14 protein-coding genes are annotated in these 16,037 nt (G+C 72.6%); 10 read left to right on the top strand and 4 right to left on the bottom strand.

The window, feature by feature from the left end; genetic code table 11:
* On the top strand, positions 1–2,569 hold a 2,569-nt coding region (locus tag C3492_RS41875; protein WP_103817820.1), incomplete at its 5' end, for an alpha/beta fold hydrolase.
* A 66-nt stretch (positions 2,570–2,635) separates the two neighbouring features.
* Here the strand turns inward: C3492_RS41875 and C3492_RS41870 are convergent.
* Positions 2,636–2,890, bottom strand: coding sequence for a hypothetical protein (locus C3492_RS41870; RefSeq protein WP_103817819.1), 255 nt, complete (start codon positions 2,888–2,890; stop codon positions 2,636–2,638).
* Positions 2,891–3,178: 288 nt separating this feature from the next.
* Here C3492_RS41870 and C3492_RS41865 point away from each other — a divergent pair, with 288 nt between their 5' ends.
* The 6 genes from C3492_RS41865 to C3492_RS41840 all read left to right on the top strand — a co-directional run bounded on the left by C3492_RS41865 (position 3,179) and on the right by C3492_RS41840 (position 10,211).
* Positions 3,179–3,982, top strand: a complete 804-nt coding sequence (locus tag C3492_RS41865) for an ABC transporter ATP-binding protein (RefSeq protein WP_103817818.1) — start codon at positions 3,179–3,181, stop codon at positions 3,980–3,982.
* A complete protein-coding gene (locus C3492_RS41860; RefSeq protein ID WP_103817817.1) occupies positions 3,982–6,492 on the top strand; it encodes an FtsX-like permease family protein in 2,511 nt (836 codons plus the stop codon). The genes C3492_RS41865 and C3492_RS41860 overlap by 1 nt, the downstream gene beginning before the upstream one ends.
* A gap of 86 nt (positions 6,493–6,578) precedes the next feature.
* Positions 6,579–7,877, top strand: a complete 1,299-nt coding sequence (locus tag C3492_RS41855; RefSeq protein WP_181140841.1) for a sensor histidine kinase — start codon at positions 6,579–6,581, stop codon at positions 7,875–7,877.
* On the top strand, positions 7,841–8,485 hold the full coding sequence (locus C3492_RS41850) for a response regulator transcription factor (protein WP_103817815.1): 645 nt from the start codon (positions 7,841–7,843) through the stop codon (positions 8,483–8,485). The genes C3492_RS41855 and C3492_RS41850 overlap by 37 nt, the downstream gene beginning before the upstream one ends.
* Positions 8,486–8,595: 110 nt before the next feature.
* Complete coding sequence (locus C3492_RS41845) at positions 8,596–9,351, top strand: thioesterase II family protein (protein WP_103817814.1); 756 nt, start codon at positions 8,596–8,598, stop codon at positions 9,349–9,351.
* Positions 9,348–10,211: an SDR family oxidoreductase gene (locus C3492_RS41840; RefSeq protein ID WP_103817823.1), complete on the top strand. Its 864-nt coding sequence runs from the start codon at positions 9,348–9,350 to the stop codon at positions 10,209–10,211. Before C3492_RS41845 ends, C3492_RS41840 begins: the two co-directional genes overlap by 4 nt.
* An 83-nt stretch (positions 10,212–10,294) precedes the next feature.
* Here C3492_RS41840 and C3492_RS41835 read toward each other — a convergent pair whose 3' ends face one another.
* From C3492_RS41835 to C3492_RS41825, 3 genes are read right to left on the bottom strand one after another with little or no spacing between them, the layout of a single operon-like run.
* Positions 10,295–10,486: a ferredoxin gene (locus C3492_RS41835; protein ID WP_103817813.1), complete on the bottom strand. Its 192-nt coding sequence runs from the start codon at positions 10,484–10,486 to the stop codon at positions 10,295–10,297.
* A gap of 26 nt (positions 10,487–10,512) precedes the next feature.
* Positions 10,513–11,748: a cytochrome P450 gene (locus C3492_RS41830; protein ID WP_103817812.1), complete on the bottom strand. Its 1,236-nt coding sequence runs from the start codon at positions 11,746–11,748 to the stop codon at positions 10,513–10,515.
* 58 nt (positions 11,749–11,806) lie between these two features.
* A complete protein-coding gene (locus C3492_RS41825; RefSeq protein WP_181140842.1) occupies positions 11,807–13,039 on the bottom strand; it encodes a cytochrome P450 in 1,233 nt (410 codons plus the stop codon).
* A gap of 753 nt (positions 13,040–13,792) precedes the next feature.
* Between C3492_RS41825 and C3492_RS41815 the strand changes: the two genes are divergently transcribed.
* From C3492_RS41815 to C3492_RS41805, 3 genes are all read left to right on the top strand, one after another.
* A complete protein-coding gene (locus C3492_RS41815) occupies positions 13,793–14,689 on the top strand; it encodes a proline iminopeptidase-family hydrolase (RefSeq protein WP_103817822.1) in 897 nt (298 codons plus the stop codon).
* A 122-nt stretch (positions 14,690–14,811) separates the two neighbouring features.
* On the top strand, positions 14,812–15,747 hold the full coding sequence (locus tag C3492_RS41810) for an ACP S-malonyltransferase (RefSeq protein ID WP_103817810.1): 936 nt from the start codon (positions 14,812–14,814) through the stop codon (positions 15,745–15,747).
* A gap of 26 nt (positions 15,748–15,773) precedes the next feature.
* A complete protein-coding gene (locus C3492_RS41805; RefSeq protein WP_103817809.1) occupies positions 15,774–16,025 on the top strand; it encodes a phosphopantetheine-binding protein in 252 nt (83 codons plus the stop codon).
* The last annotated feature ends 12 nt before the right edge of the window (positions 16,026–16,037 follow it).

The raw sequence follows: 16,037 nt of genomic DNA, 5'->3' as shown, positions 1-16,037 counted from the left end.
TGTGTCCTCCTTCGGTATCAGCGGCACCAACGCCCACGCCATCATCGAGGAGGCGCCCGCGCAGGACCCGGCGGACGCCGAACCGGACGCCCCGGCGGTCGTATGGCCCCTGTCCGCCCGCTCGGCAGCGGCCCTGCCCGCGCAGGCCGAGCGCCTGCACGCCTTCCTGGCGGAGCGGCCCGGGCTGCACCCGGCGTCCGTCGCCAGGGCCCTCGGCACCCGGCGCACCGCCTTCGACCACCGCGCGGCCGTCACCGGCACCGACCGGGACCAGCTCCTGGCCGGACTGCGCGCCCTCGCCGACGGCACCCCCGCAGCCACGGCCGCCACCGGCAGGGCGCGGACCGGCACCCGTACGGCGTTCCTGTTCACCGGCCAGGGCGCCCAACGTCTCGGCATGGGCCTCGAACTGCGCGCCCGCTACCCGGTGTTCGCCGACGCCTTCGACGCGATCGACGCCCGGCTCGGGCTGGACCTCGCCGGGGTGCTGGCCGGTGACGACGCCGACGCCGTCCACCGCACGCGGTACGCGCAGACGGCGCTGTTCGCCTACGAGGTGGCCCTGTTCCGGCTGCTGGAGTCCTTCGGTGTGCGGCCCGACGTCCTGGCCGGGCACTCCGTCGGCGAGATCGCCGCCGCCCATGTGGCCGGCGTCCTCGACCTGGACGACGCCTGTGCCCTGGTCGCCGCCCGCGGCCGGCTCATGCAGGCGCTGCCGGAGGGCGGCGCGATGGTCGCCGTACAGGCCACGGAGGAGCAGGTACGGCCGCTGCTGGACGACCGCGTCGGGCTGGCCGCGGTCAACGGACCGTCCTCCGTGGTGCTTTCGGGGCAGGAGGCGGCGGTGCTCGCCGCCGCCGAGGGCTTCGCGAAGACCAAGCGGCTCGCCGTCTCGCACGCCTTCCACTCGCCCCTGATGGACGGCATGCTCGACGAGTTCCGTACGGTGGCCGAAGAGCTGACGTTCCGTCAGCCCCGCATCCCGCTGGTGTCCACGCTCACCGGCGGCCCCGCCGACGGCGCGCAGGTGTGCGACCCCGGTCACTGGGTGCGGCACGCGCGGGAGACGGTCCGGTTCGCCGACGCCGTCGCGACCCTCACCGCCTCGGGCGTCGGCCGCTTCGTGGAAGTCGGCCCGGACGCCGTGCTGACCGGCCTCGTCCGCGAGTGCGCGGACGCCGACGGCGCCGTCCTCGTCGCCCTCGGCCGGCGCCACGGCAGCGAGCCCGTGGCCCTCATGTCGGGGCTCGCCCGGCTGTACACCGACGGCCTCGCCCCCGACTGGGCGGCTCTCTTCCCCGGTACGGCCCGCGCCGACCTGCCCACCTACGCGTTCCGGCACGAGCGGTACTGGCTGAACGCGGACGTGGCCCTCACCGCCCTCCCGGCGGCCGAGCCCGCGCCGGCCGTCGCCTCCAGGGACGCCGAGCCGCTCGGGCAGCGGCTCGCCGGGGCCCCGCCGGCCGAGCAGGAGGCGCTGCTGACCGAGGTGATCCGGGCCCGGACCGCGGCGATCCTCGGGCATCCGGGACCGGAGGCCGTCGAGCCCGACGCCGTCTTCCTGGAGATCGGCATGGACTCCGTCTCCGCGGCCGAACTCCGCGCGGCCCTCGGCGCCGCCCTGGGCAGCACCCTCCCGGCCGGTGCCGTCTTCGACCACCGCACCCCGGCCGCCCTCGCCGCCGCGCTGCGCGGGCACCTGGCGGGCGGCGCTCCCGGCCCGGTCGGCGCCGGTGACCTCGAATCGGTCAGCGGGCTGGTACGGCGCGCCGCGGCCGACGGGCGGATGGACCGGGCTATCGACCTGCTGCGCACCGTGGCCGACATCCTCCCCGGCTTCTCCTCCCTGGCCGAACTCGGTGCCGTCGCCGACCCGGTGCGGCTGGCCACCGGCGACGCCGCCCCGCGGCTCGTCTGCCTGCCGTCACCGATGGCGCTCGGCGGCGCCCACCAGTACGCCCGCTTCGCCCGGTACTTCGACGGCCGCCGTGACGTCGTGGTGCCCGCGGTGCCCGGCTTCGGCCCCGGAGAGGCGCTGCCGCGTTCCGTTGACGCGGTGGTGGAGGTGGTCGTCGAGGGCATCCGCCGGGCCTGCGCGGACGGGCGGCCGTACGTGCTCGTCGGCTACTCCTCCGGCGGCCAGTTCGCCCACGCGGCGGCCGAGATCATGGAGAAGGCCGGACAGCCGGCCGCCGGCGTGGTGCTGCTGGACACCTATCTGCCCGGGGGTGACGGCAAGGACGACCTGTGGCGGCAGATGTTCGACGGCATGCTGGACCGGGAGTCGTCCCTCGGGGGCTTCGGGACCGCCCGCCTCGCCGCCATGAGCCGCTACAGCGACCTGATCCAGCATTGCCTGCCCGGCGCCCTCACGGCACCCGTGCTGTTCGTACGGCCCACGGAGTCCTTCGCCACCGGCGCGGACGACTGGCGGGCGAGCTGGCCCACGGAGCACGAGCCGGCCGACGTGCCCGGCACGCACTTCACGATGCTGGAGGACCGCGCGGAGGCCACCGCCGAGGCGGTCGAGTCATGGCTCACGGCGGTGCGGTCCGCCGCCGCGTCCTGAAATCGGCGGCGGTCGAAAGAGAAGGGGCGAGGGCGGCCGAAAAGCCGCCCGCGCCCCGATTCTTCTTCACTCGCCGGCCTCGCGGAAATGCGCCAACCACGCGTGGATATCGCATCGGATACTGTCCGGATCGACACCTAATTGCAGGCCGATTTCATCCGCGGCCGATTCCGGCTGCCAGCCGCTGCGCTGGAGCGCCAGCCACATCGTCGTGCCGCGTGGGCCGCATCGGTGCCGCTTCCCGGTGCGCCGGGAGAACAGCTCCAGATATCCGTCGGGCCGGACCCGTGCGGTCAGTTCGTGGTCAGGCCTCGTGGCCATGGGACTTCCCATCTTTCGTGGATTTCTGCGGACGGTTTCGACGGTACCCGCGGACAAGCCCCGGGACACGGGTGGCAACCGGCCCTTTCGAAGGGGAGTCAAATATTCGGACAAGGGTGATGACACCACTGCACAAAGGTGGCGGACACCCGTCGGAACCTACCGGTCCGGAGGTAGAGAAACCTCTACCTCGAACCGGCCGGACAATGCCAATGTGCCGCGGGCCCGGCGTTCCTAATCTGGTCCGCAGACACCGCGTGAGAAGCGAAATCTCGTAGGGGAGCCCCCGTGCACACTTCACACGACCTCCGCCGGGCGGAGGCGGTACGGCTGGACGCCGTGTCGAAGACCTATGGCCGAGGAGACAGCCAGGTGGCCGCGCTCCGCGGGCTCACCATGAGCTTCGCCGACGGCACCTTCACCGCCGTCATGGGACCGTCCGGATCGGGCAAGAGCACGTTCCTGCACTGCGCCGCGGGACTGGTCCAGCCCACCTCCGGCACGGTCACCGTCGGCGGCACCGACCTCGCCGGCCTGGACGACACCCGGCTGACCAAGCTGCGCCGCGACCGGATCGGCTTCATCTTCCAGTCCTTCAACCTGCTGCCCGCGCTGACGGTCATGCAGAACATCACCCTGCCGCTGCAACTGGCCGGACAGCGGCCGGACAGGAGCCTGATCCGCACCGTCGTGCAGCGCGTCGGCCTGGCCGAACGGCTCGGCCACCTGCCGTCCCAGCTCTCCGGCGGCCAGCAGCAGCGCGTCGCCATCGCCCGCGCCCTGGTCACCCGCCCCGCCGTGGTCTTCGCCGACGAGCCCACCGGCGCCCTCGACACCCGCACCGCCGCCTCCGTGCTCGGCCTGCTGCGCGAGTCCGTCGACACCGCCCGCCAGACGCTGGTCATGGTCACGCACGACCCGGTGGCCGCCTCCTACGCCGACCGCGTGGTCTTCCTCGCCGACGGCGCCTTCGCCGGCGAACTGCTCCGGCCGACGGCCGACGCCGTCGCCGCCCGGATGACCCGGCTCGGCGCCTGGGAGGACGACACCCACCGGCAGGGCGCCGCGCAGCCCTCGGGAGGGCGGTACTGATGTGGCGCCTGGCACTGCGCACCCTGAAGTTCCGCAGGACGAGCTTCATCGCGACCTTCCTCGCCATGTTCCTCGGCGCCGCGATCGTCATCGGCTGCGGCGGCCTGATGGAGACGGGCGTCCGCATGGCGGCCGAGCCCCAGCGCCTGAACGGCGCGCCGGTCGTCGTCACCGGTGAACAGATCTACGACTCCACCGCCCTGACCGAGCGCCACCGCATCGACCCCGGCCTCGTCGGCGAGGTCGCCCGGGTCCAGGGCGTCCGCGCGGCCGTCGGCGACGTGTCCGTCCCGGCCACCGTCCTGAAGGACGGCAAGCCGGTCACCGGCGAGTCCGCCTCGTACGGCCACGGCTGGGCCTCCGCCCGGCTCACCCCCTATACCCTCGCCGCCGGTAAAACCCCCGTCGCCGGCGGCGAGGTCGTCCTCGACGCGGACCTCGCCCGGCGCGTCGGCGCGCGCCCGGGGTCCCCCGTCGACATCGTCGTCCAGGGCACGGCCCGGCGCTTCGTGGTCAGCGGCGTCGCCGAGCAGCGCGGCGACCACAACCCCGACGCCGCCGTGTTCTTCACGGACGACGAGGCCCGCACCCTCGCCGGTGGCCGGATCGACTCCATCGGCGTGCTGCCCGCCCCCGGCACACGGACCGCCGCGGTCGCGGACGCGGTGCGCGCCGAGGTCGGCGACCGCGCCGAGGTGCTGACCGGCGAACGCCGGGGACTGGCCGAACTGCCCGGCACCCTCTCCAGCAAGCGCACCGTCGTCATCCTCGCGGCGGTCTTCGGCTCCTCCGTCGTCCTCATCGTCATGTTCGGCGTGGCCTCCACCCTCGGCCTCTCCCTCCAGCAGCGCGCCCGCGAGATGGCCCTGCTGCGCGCCGTCGGCTCCACCCCGCACCAGCTCCGCCGCATGATCCTCACCGAGACGGCCGTGCTGTCCGTGGGCTCCGTCCTGCTCGCCCTGCTGCCCGGATACGCCATCGGACGGCTGCTGTTCGGGGTGCTGACATCCAGCGGCGTGGTGTCGTCGGCGATCGTCTACCACGCCGGATGGATCCCGATGGCCGTCGGAGCCGTCGTCACCGTGCTCGCCGCGGCCGGCGCCACCCGCTTCGCCGGACGGCGCGCCGCCCGCACCGAACCGGTTGCCGCGCTGGCCGAATCCACCGCCGGCACCCGCTGGTTCAGCGTGCCCCGGCTGCTGCTCGCACTGTTCTTCCTCGCAGGCGGCATCGGCCTGGCCGTCGCCACCGCCACCGTCATGGAGGACGGCCCCACCCTCGCCAGCACCGCCGGACCCGCCTCCGTGCTGTTCTGCATCGGTCTCGCCCTGCTCGCCCCCGGCATCACCAAGGTCATGGTGGCGCTGCTCCGCCTGCCGGTCCGGGCCCTTTCCGGGCTCTCCGGTCAGCTCGCGCTGCGCAACGCCGCCACCGCCAACGTCCGCATGGCGGGTGCGGTCGCGCCGATCGTCCTGCTCATCGGCATCGCCACCGGCACCCTGTACATGCAGTCCACCGAGGACCACGTCTCCCGGACCTCCTACGACCGCAACATCCTCGCCGACTACGTCCTCGACTCCACCACGGGCGGATTCGCACCCGGTGTCGTCGACCGGGTGCGTGCCACGCCGGGGGTGGCCGCGGCCTCGGAGTTCGTCACCAGCCGCGGTTTCGTGGACCGCGCCGGCGGCCCGGACCAGGTCGACCTGCGCGGGGTCTCCGCCGACGGCGTGCGGCAGAGCCTGGACCTGCCCGTCGTCGCCGGCTCCCTCACCGGCCTGCGCGGCGACACCGTGGCCCTGTCCGACAAGAAGGCCCGGGAGTACGGGGTGAAGGTGGGCGAGCGGCTGCCGATGCACCTCGGGGACGGCACCGCCGTACGCCCCACCGTCGTGGCCCTCTACACCGACAACCCCAAGCAGGAGTACCTGACCCTGCCCGCGGCCACCCTCGCCCCGCACACCGGTGACGGGCTGCCGCACCAGATCCTCGTCCGCACCGCGCGCGGCACCGGCGCCGGCGTCCACGAACGCCTCGCCGCGCTGGCCGCCGAGGTGCCCGGCACCGAACTGGACGACAGCTCCTCGCTGGCCGGCCGGAACAACCAGATCCAGCAGATCCTGGTCTCCGCCAACTACACCATCGTCGCCATGATCGTCGGATACGCCGCGATCACCGTCGTCAACACCCTGGTGTCCGTCACCCGGAAACGGCGCGCGGAGTTCGGCCTCCAGCGGCTCACCGGCGCGACCCGCGCCCAGGTGCTCGGCATGCTGACCGTCGAGGGCCTGTTGACCGGCGTCGTCGCCACCGTCCTCGGCACCGCCGCCTCCGCGACGACCATCGTCCCCTACAGCCTCGTCAAGAGCGACTCCTACCTGCCGTCCGGATCCATCGGCATCTACCTCGCCATCGTCGGCGGATCGCTGCTGCTGGTGTTCGGCGCCACGCTGCTGCCGTCCTGGCGCGGCATGCGCAGCCCCGCCGTGGAGACGGTGAAGGCCGCGTGAGTCACCCCCTGGCCGGGCCGTCCCCGCTTCCCCCGAGCGGGGGCGGCCCCTCCGTGACAGGCGGCCGGGAATGGGAACATGACGACATGAAGACTGTGCCGGTCACGTGGCGCGGCCGACTCGGCCGCGCCACCGTGGACACCCTGGTCGGCGTGGCCATCGCCTCCGGAGCGCTGCTGTCGGTCGTCCTCTTCGTCACCACAACCTACTTCATCGTCCTCTGCCTCATCGGCATCGGCTTCCTCGCGCTGCCCTATCTCACCCGGGCCGTGCGATGGCTGTGCGACCTCAACCGGCGGGCCGCCGCGCGCTCCGGCGTTCCGGTGGCGCGGCCCTACCGGCCCGAACCGGAGGAGATCGAGAAGGACATCGTCGGCTGGATGCGGCGCTGCAAGTGGATCCTCGCCGACCCCGCGACCTGGCGGGACCTGCTGTGGCTGCTCCTCAACTGCGTCGTCGGCCTCGTCGGCTTCGTCCCGGCCGCGCTGCTGTACTACGCGGGGGAGGGACTGGTCCTCGCCTGCGGCCTGTGGCAGCCCCTCGCGGACGACGGACACGGCCGCTGGTACTCCTTCGTCACCGTCGACAGCTGGCCGGCCGCGCTCGCCGCGGCCCTGCTGGCGCTCGTCGTGCTCACCGGCTGGACCTTCCTCGGCCCCCTGGCGCTCAAGGGGTACGCCTACTTCGTCCGCTTCCTGCTCGGTCCCACCCGTCAGTCACAACTGGCCTCACGCGTCCAGCACTTGTCCGAGACCCGGTCCGGCGCCCTCGACATCCAGGCCGCCGAACTGCGCCGCATCGAACGCGACCTGCACGACGGAGCCCAGGCCCGGCTCGTCAGCCTCGGCCTCCAACTCGGAGCCGTGGACCGGAAGATGAACCAGGACCCGGAGGAGGCCCGGCGGCTGCTGCGGCAGGCCCGCTCCTCGTCGGTGGAGGCGCTGCGCGAACTGCGCGACCTCGTCCACGGCATCCACCCGCCGGTCCTCGCCGAGCGGGGCCTGCCCGACGCCCTGCGCGCCCTGGGCCTGGCCAGCCCCCTCCACGTCACCGTGGTGGCGGACCTGCCCGGCCGGCTGCCCGACCCGGTCGAGTCCGCCGTGTACTTCGCGGTGTCCGAGCTGCTCACCAACGCCCTCAAGCACGCCGACGCGCGGCGCGTGGAGGTCGTCGCCTGGTGCGAGGAGGGCATGCTGCACACCCGGGTCACCGACGACGGCCGCGGCGGCGCCGACGCGTCGGCCGGGAGCGGCCTCGCGGGCATCCGACGGCGGCTGGCATCCTTTGACGGGGTCCTGGAGATCGACAGTCCACCGGGCGGTCCGACCGTGATGAAGATGGAGTTGCCGTGCGCGTTGTCCTCGCCGAAGACCTCTTCCTCCTGAGGCAGGGGATCATCCAACTGCTGGAGGCGTACGACTTCGAGGTGGTCGCCGCCGTCGACAACGGCACGGACCTCGCCGCCGCGATCACCGAGCACCGGCCCGACATCGCCATCGTCGACGTACGGCTCCCGCCCACCTTCACCACCGAGGGCCTCCAGGCCGCCCTGCGCGCCCGCCGGGAGCAGCCCGGCCTGCCGATCCTCGTCCTCTCCCAGCACGTCGAGCAGATGTACGCGCGCGAACTGCTGGCCGACGGCACCGGCGGCATCGGCTATCTGCTGAAGGACAGCGTGCTGGACGACGAGCAGTTCATCGACGCCGTACGCCGGGTCGCGGCCGGCGGCACGGCGATGGACACCGCCGTGGTCGCCCAGCTCATGACCAGTCACTCCCGGGACGAGCCGCTGGCCGCGCTCACCGCCCGCGAGCGCGAGGTGCTGGAGCTGATGGCGGAGGGCTGCTCGAACACGGCGATCGCCCAGCGGCTCACCATCACCGAGGGCGCCGCGGCGAAGCACATCTCCAACATCTTCACCAAGCTGATGCTGCCGCCGTCGAGCGACAGCAACCGCCGGGTGCTTGCCGTGCTGGCCTACCTCAACGCCTGAGCAGGCCGGTTGGGGCGGGTAGGGGTGGTCCGCCCCCGCCCCGGGCGTGAGACTGCTGGGGCACCGCCCCCGCGCCAGCGCCGCAGCCCAGGAAGGGAACGCCCGCCCCCATGACCACGCTCACCGAGCAGGACAGTCTCTGGATCCGCCGCTACCATCCCCGCCCGGACGCGGCGGCCAGGCTGGTGTGCCTGCCGCACGCCGGCGGCTCGGCGACCTTCTACCACCCGGTGTCGGCGAGCATGCCCGCCTCCGTGGACGTCCTCGCCGTGCAGTACCCGGGGCGCCAGGACCGCCGCAACGAGCCGTGCGTCACGAGCATCCGTGAACTCGCCGACCAGGTCACCGCCGTCCTGCTGCCGTGGGCGGACCGCCCCCTGGTCCTCTTCGGCCACAGCATGGGCGCCACCCTCGGCTTCGAGGTCGCCCGCCGGCTGGAACGCGACCACGGCGTCGTCCCGCGCGCGCTGTTCGCCTCCGCCCGCCGGGCCCCCTCCTGCCCGCGCGACGAGACGGTGCACCTGCGCGACGATGACGGACTCGTCGAGGAGATGCGTCAGTTGAGCGGCACGGACGCGTCCATCCTCGACGACGAGGAACTGATCCGCATGGCCCTGCCGGCGATCCGCGCCGACTACCGGGCGGCCGAGACCTACAGCTACGAACCCGGCCCCAACCTGGCCTGCCCCGTCGTCAGCCTGGTCGGCGACGACGACCCCAAGGTCACCGTGGACGAGGCCCGCGCCTGGTCGCGCCACACGGACACGGAATCCGAGTTCCACGTGTTCCCGGGCGGCCACTTCTACCTGACGGCGCACGCCCAGGACGTCCTGGGCCTGCTGGTGAAGTGGGCGGTGCGGTCGTGACGTCGGTCCTGATCACCGGGTGCAGCAGCGGCATCGGCCTGGAGACGGCGCTGGCGTTCGCACGGCGCGGGGACCGCGTCCACGCCTGCGTCCGCGACCCTGCCGGCGCCGGCGAACTGCTCCGGCGCGCCCGCGCCGAGGACCTCCCCCTCGACGTCCCCCGGCTGGACGTCACCGACGACGCCTCCGTCACCGCCGCCGTCAGCGCGGTGCAGGACCGGTACGGACCCGTCGACGTGCTGGTCAACAACGCGGGCATCGACCGGACCGGCCCCGTCGAGACCATGCCGCTCGACCAGGCGCGGGCACTGATGGAGACCAACCTCTGGGGCCCGCTGCGCGTGTCCCGCGCCGTGCTGCCCGGCATGCGCGCCCGTGGCAGCGGAGTCATCGTGAACGTCTCGTCCCTCGCCGGGCGGACGTTCGCCGTGCCGCACGGCGGCTTGTACGCGGCGAGCAAGGCCGCCCTGGGCGCGCTCAGCGAGGCCCTGTACGCGGAGGTCCGGCCCTTCGGCATCCGGGTGGTGTGCCTGGAACCGGGCAGCTTCGCCTCCCGCATCCAGGGCAGGTCCGTCGCCGGCGTGACCGACGGGGAGCCGTCCGGGGCCGACCCGTACCGCGCGGACCACGCCTGGCTGGCCCGGTTCCTCGCCCGCGTCGCGGAGGGCGCCGCCGACTGCGCGGAGGCGGCCGAGGCCGTCGTCGCCGCCGCCGACGATCCCGGCACCCCGCTGCACACGGTGGTCGGCAAGGACGCGGAGGCGGCACTGGGGTTCCTGGCGGGCGTCTCCTACGAGGAGTGGCTGCCCCGCTTCCTCGACCAGGCCGAGACCCTGGCGGGGCCCCGGCCCCTTCCGTGAACGAGCGGCCGCCGGTACGACGTGGGCCTCGGAGGTGACAGCCACCTCCGAGGCCCACGGTCGTACCGGCGGCCGGCGGACGTTCAGTCGTGCACGCGGATCGACTGCGCCGGGCACAGGTCGGCCGCCCGGTGGACCTCCTCGGTCAGATCCGCGCCCGGGACCTCCCGCAGGACGAGGACGAGACCGTCGTCGTCCTGGTCGAACACCTCGGGGCTGAGCATCGCGCACTGGCCGGAGCCCACGCACCGGTCGCGGTCGGCGGTGACACGCATGAGGGGGACTCCGTTCGGGTCGGCCGTCACCAGGTGACGGGGAGTTCGTAGACGCCGTAGACCATGGCGTCGTCCTTGAAGCGCAGCTCGTCCGGCTCGGCCGCCAGCCGCAGGCCGGGGACGCGGCGCAGCAGCGTGCCGTAGACGGTCTCCAGCTCCACCCGGGCCAGGTTGGCTCCGATGCACTGGTGGATGCCGTAACCGAAGGCCAGGTGGCTGCGGGCCTCCTTGCGTCGTATGTCGAGGGCGCCCGGGTCGGGGAAGACGGACTCGTCGTGGTTGGCGGCGTTGTTCAGGGCGAGGATGCCCTCGCCGGCGCGGATGGTGACGCCGCCGACCTCGATGTCCGCCACCGCCACCCGCGCCGTGCCGGAGTCGGAGATGGAGAAGACGCGCAGCAACTCCTCGATGGCGTTCGGCAGGAGCGCGGGGTCGTCCCGCAACGCCGCCATCTGCTCGGGGTGCCGGAGCAGGGCCAGCACACCGAGGGCGATCATGTTCGCCGTCGTCTCATGGCCGCCGACCAGCATCAGCCGGGCCATCGTCACCACGTCGGCGTGGTCGGCGACCCGCTCGGTGCGGTTCTTCTCCAGGAACCGGCTGATGAGGTCGTCGCCCGGCTCGTTCTCCTTGAGGGTGACGAGCTTGTCGAGGTACATGTCCAGGGCCTGCACCGCCGCCCCGTACTCCGCCGGGCTCAGATCGTGGTTCATCATCGCCGCCGACCACTCCTCGAACTGGGCGTGGTCCTCGTAGGGGACGCCGAGCAGTTCGCAGATGACGAGGGACGGCACCGGCAGCGCGAGCGCGGTGACCAGGTCCACCGGACCGCCCTTCGCCAGCATCGCGTCGACGTGCTCGTCCACGATCTGCTGGATGCGCGGTCGCATCTCCTTCACCCGCCGCGCGGTGAACTCCGGGATGAGCATGCGACGTTGGGCGCTGTGCTCCGGCGGGTCCATGTTGAGCATCATCAGCCGGACCTGCGCCAGCATCTCCTCGGGGATGTGGAACTGGTGCGGGTAGCCCGGCAGTTTCAGGTTGGAGCTCACCCTGCTGTCGCCCAGCACCTGCCGGACGTCCTCGTGCCGGGTGACCAGCCAGGTCGGCTTGCCGTTCACCTTCAGCGCGGCACGCGAGACAGGGGCGTTCGCACGCATCCCGGCGTACTCCTGCGGCTCGCTGAAGGGACAGGTGCGCCGCATCGGGAACCGCGGGAGCGGCGCGTCCGTCTCGGGTACGGCGTCGGCGGACTGGGTCATGGCTGCCTTTCGGAACGTGTCGGTGACGGAAGCGGGGTACGGGGGCGGGGTCGCGGTGTCACCAGGTGACGGGCAGCTCGTACAGGCCGTAGACGATCGCGTCGTCCTTGAACCGCAGCTCCTCCACCGGGGCGGCCAGGCGCAGCGTCGGCACGCGCCGCAGCAGCGTCGAGTAGACGACGTCCAGCTCCATGCGCGCCAGGTTCTGGCCGATGCACTGGTGGACGCCGTAGCCGAACGCCAGGTGGCTGCGGGCCTCGCGCCGCACGTCGAGGCGGTCGGGGTCGGGGAACACGCGCTCGTCGTGGTTGGCCGCGTTGTTCAGCGGCAGGATGCCCTCGCCGGCCCGGATGGTGACCCCGCCGAGCTCGATGTCCTCCAGGGCGACCCGGGCGGTGCCCGCGTCGGAGATGGAGAAGAAGCGCAGCAGCTCCTCCACCGCCTTCGGCATCAGCTCGGGCTCCTCGCGGAGGGCGGCGAGCTGCTCGGGGTGCTCCAGCAGGGCCAGCATGCCCAGCGCGATCATGTTGGCGGTGGTCTCGTGCCCGGTGACCAGCATCAGCTTGGACATGCTGACGATGTCGGAGTGCTCCACCGCCGGCGTCTGCCGGTTGAACTCGATCAGCCGGCTGATCATGTCGTCGCCGGGCTCGCTCTCCTTGGCGGTGACCAGCCCGTCCACGTACCGGTCCAGCTCGTAGTGCGCGCGGCCCCGGTCCTCGTCGCTGATGTCGTGGTTCATGATGGCCCACGCCCACTCCTCGAACCGGCCGTGGTCCTCGTAGGGGACGCCGAGCAGTTCGCAGATGACGAGGGAGGGCACCGGCAGCGCGAGCGCGGTGACCAGGTCCACCGGACCGTCCGCGCCCTTGGCGAGCATGTGGTCGACCTGCTCGTCCACGATCTGCTGCACCCGGCCGCGCAGCTCACGCATCCGGCGGACACTGAACTCCGGGGCCAGCATGCGGCGTTGGACGGTGTGGTCCGGCGGGTCCATGGAGAGGAAGGTCAGCGGCACCGACTGGAGCGTCTCCTCCGGGACCGGCACCTGGAGGGGATATCCGGGCAGCTTCAGATTGGCGCTGACCCGGGAGTCCCCCAGCAGCTTCTTGTACAGGTCGTGGCGGGTGATCAACCAGGCGGGCTTGCCGTTGACCTTCAGCCGGGCCCGGGAGACCGGCTCGGTCTCGCGCAGTTCGGCGTAGGCGGCCGGCGGGCTGAAGGGGCAGGCCCGCCGCATCGGGAACTCCGGCAGCGCGGCCCCGTCGGCCGGTTCGGCAGGTGCAGTCATCATGTCCTCATCGCACGGAGGGAGCGGGACACGCCGGTGTCGGAGCGGATCCGGGCCCGGCGCCGGTGCGGCGCTGTCAGCCGCCCCTCGCACGCTAAGCAGCCACGACCGGGGCCCCAACCCCTAGGCGCCCCTAGGCCCTGTCGTCAAACTCCCGTCTGCCGCGCGACGCCATGCACGCACTCTCGCCGCACCGGCCCCAGACCCGAGTACGCCCAGTACGAGGGCCTGTGGCCGGCACGGCGAGAGCACGCACCTGACGCCGCACGGCCCGCCCTCCGGGCGGACGACGGGAGTTTGACGACAGGACCTAGGAGACACCGCTGTCCGCGGCCGTGCCACCGCATCGGCGACCGGGCCACCACGCACCGCCGGCCGCCCGGTGAGCGGTGGCCTCGACGGGTGATGCCGTCGGTTCGGCGACCGGGCCGGGTTCTCCGACTGTCCGCGTCCCCCGTCATGAGGTCGCGTGGAGACGTGTGATCCGGTTCTTCGGAGCCCGCCGTGGTGCGCGGCCGGGCCGCCGTCCCACCGCCCGCCGACCCCTAGGCGCTGCCCTCCCGGTCGGACCCCGCCTAGGGGCGGTTAGGGGTCCGGCGGCGGCTCGGCGGCGGTTAGCGTCGGCTGCGGAACACGGGCAGAGGCACGGTGGACCGGACGGGGACACGGATCCCCGCCGCCCCGGCTCTCCCGGTCCCGGCCGGCGTCCCGTCCCCGGCCGCCGCGTCCCGCAGCCGAGCAGAGGTGATCAGCGTGTCCCCGGATCCCAGCGCGAAGGGCACCGTCCCCTTCGGGGAGTACCGGACCTGGTACCGGGTGACCGGTGAACTCGGCGCGGGACGGCCGGCGGTCGTGGCCGTGCACGGCGGCCCGGGCAGCACCCACGACTACCTGCTGCCGCTGGCCCGGCTCGCCGAGGACGGCTGGCCCGTCGTCCACTACGACCAGCTCGGCAACGGTGGTTCCACCCATCTGCCCGACAAGGGCACCGAGTTCTGGACCGTCGAGCTGTTCGAGAAGGAACTCGCCAACCTGGTCGAGAAGTTGGGCATCGCCGACGACTACGTGCTGTTCGGCCAGTCCTGGGGCGGACCCCTGTGCGCCCGGCATGCCATGACGGCCCCGGCCGGTCTGCGCGGACTGGTCATCGCCAACGCGCCCGCCTCCTACCCGATCTGGCTCCGGGAGATGGCCCGGCTGCGCGCCGAGCTGCCGCCGGACGTACAGGAGGCGCTGCTGCGGCACGAGGCCGCCGGCAGCTACGACAGCGAGGAGTACCTGGCCGCGATGCGGGTCTTCTACGACCGCCACGTGTGCCGTGTGACGCCCTGGCCCCGGGACTTCCTGTCCTCCTTCATGGAGATCTACAACGACCCGACGGTCTACTACGCCATGAACGGGCCCAACGAGTTCCATGTCATCGGCTCGCTCAAGGACTGGTCGATCGTCGAAGACCTGCACCGCGTCCGCACGCCGACCCTGCTGATCAGCGGCCGCCACGACGAGGCCACGCCGGCCGTCGTCCAGCCGTACCACGACGAGATCCCCGGAGCGCGCTGGGAGATCTTCGAGGAGTCCAGCCACCTTCCGCACCTGGAGGAACCGGAACGGTTCTTCGCGGTGCTGACCGACTTCCTCAAGAGTCTCTGACGTCCTCAAGAACCTCTGACGTCCACAAGAGCCACCGAACGTCCGCGAGAGCCTGCGACGTCCACGACAGCCCGCACAGCTCCGACAGCCACGAGTCCGTGAAAGGGGGCGGGGATCCCGCCATGGCACACGACACCGCGCTCGTCTTCCCCGGCATGGGCCCCGTCCCGTTCGCCGAGGTCGGCAGGTTCATGGTGGCCAACCCCTTCGCCCGGGACCTGGTCGCCGTCGCCGACGAAGCGCTCGGCTACTCCCTCGTGGACGCCCTCCGGACCTCACCGGGCGACTACTCCGAGGCCGCCCAGGTCGCCTTCTTCGTCAACTGCCTGGCCTGCGCCCACTGGGCCCGGGACCACCTCGGCGTGGAACCCGACATCGTCGCCGGGCCCAGCTTCGGCGAGAAGGCCGCCCTCGCCTGGACCGGCGCCCTGGAGCTGCCCGACGCGGTCCGGCTGACCGCCGAGATCGCCCGTTGCCTGGAGGAGTACTTCGCCGAGGAGCACCGGGACAAGGTCACCCTGTCCTTCGTCCGAGCCCCCCGCGACGGACTCGACGCGATCCTCGCCGACCTCGACGCGGCGGGGGAGTGGCACGAGATCTCCTGCCACGTCGACGACGGCTTCTACATGGTCTCCCTGTCCGAGCGCCGCGTGGAGTGGATGCAGGAGCGGCTGCGCGCCATCGGCAGCCTCCCGCTGTACACCATGCGGCCCCCCATGCACGCCTCGGCGTTCCGCTCGCTGCGCGACAAGGCCGCGCGCGAGGTGGTGTCCCGGTACACCTTCGCCGACCCGAAGCTGCCCGTCGTAGCCGATCAGGACGGCAGGCTGCTGCACACCGGCGAGGAACTGCGCACCATGCTGCTCGACGGCTTCGACCACCCGATGAACTGGCCGAGCGTCACCACGGCCCTCAAGGACGCCGGCGTCCGTCGCCTGTGCGTCGCCGGGCCCGACAGCCTCTTCGGCCGGGTTCCCCGCACCACCCGCCAGTTCGACGTCGTCGCCGCGCAGCCGCGGCTGGCGATGACCCCCCGGCGCCGCTCGCGCGCCGCCTGACCCCGCCCGACCCGTTGGAGGCACCCATGTGGGACGACCGGTTCGAACAGATACTCCGCCCCTTCCTGCCGTTCCTTCCGCCGCAGGAGGAGCTGACGCCGGAATCCGACCTGAAGGACCTCGGCCTGGACTCGCTCGGCACCGTCCAGCTCCTCGGCACGCTGGAGGAGGACTACCAGGTCCGCTTCCGCGACAGCGCGCTGACCAGGGACACCTTCCGCACCGCCGGCGTGCTGTGGGACACCGTGCGGAGCATGCTCCAGAGCACCGCGAGCTGACGGGACGGCCAC

The organism is Streptomyces sp. Ru62 (genome assembly GCF_002920615.1).
GTDB lineage: Bacteria > Actinomycetota > Actinomycetes > Streptomycetales > Streptomycetaceae > Streptomyces.
This window is presented reverse-complemented; position numbering and strand designations above follow the sequence as displayed.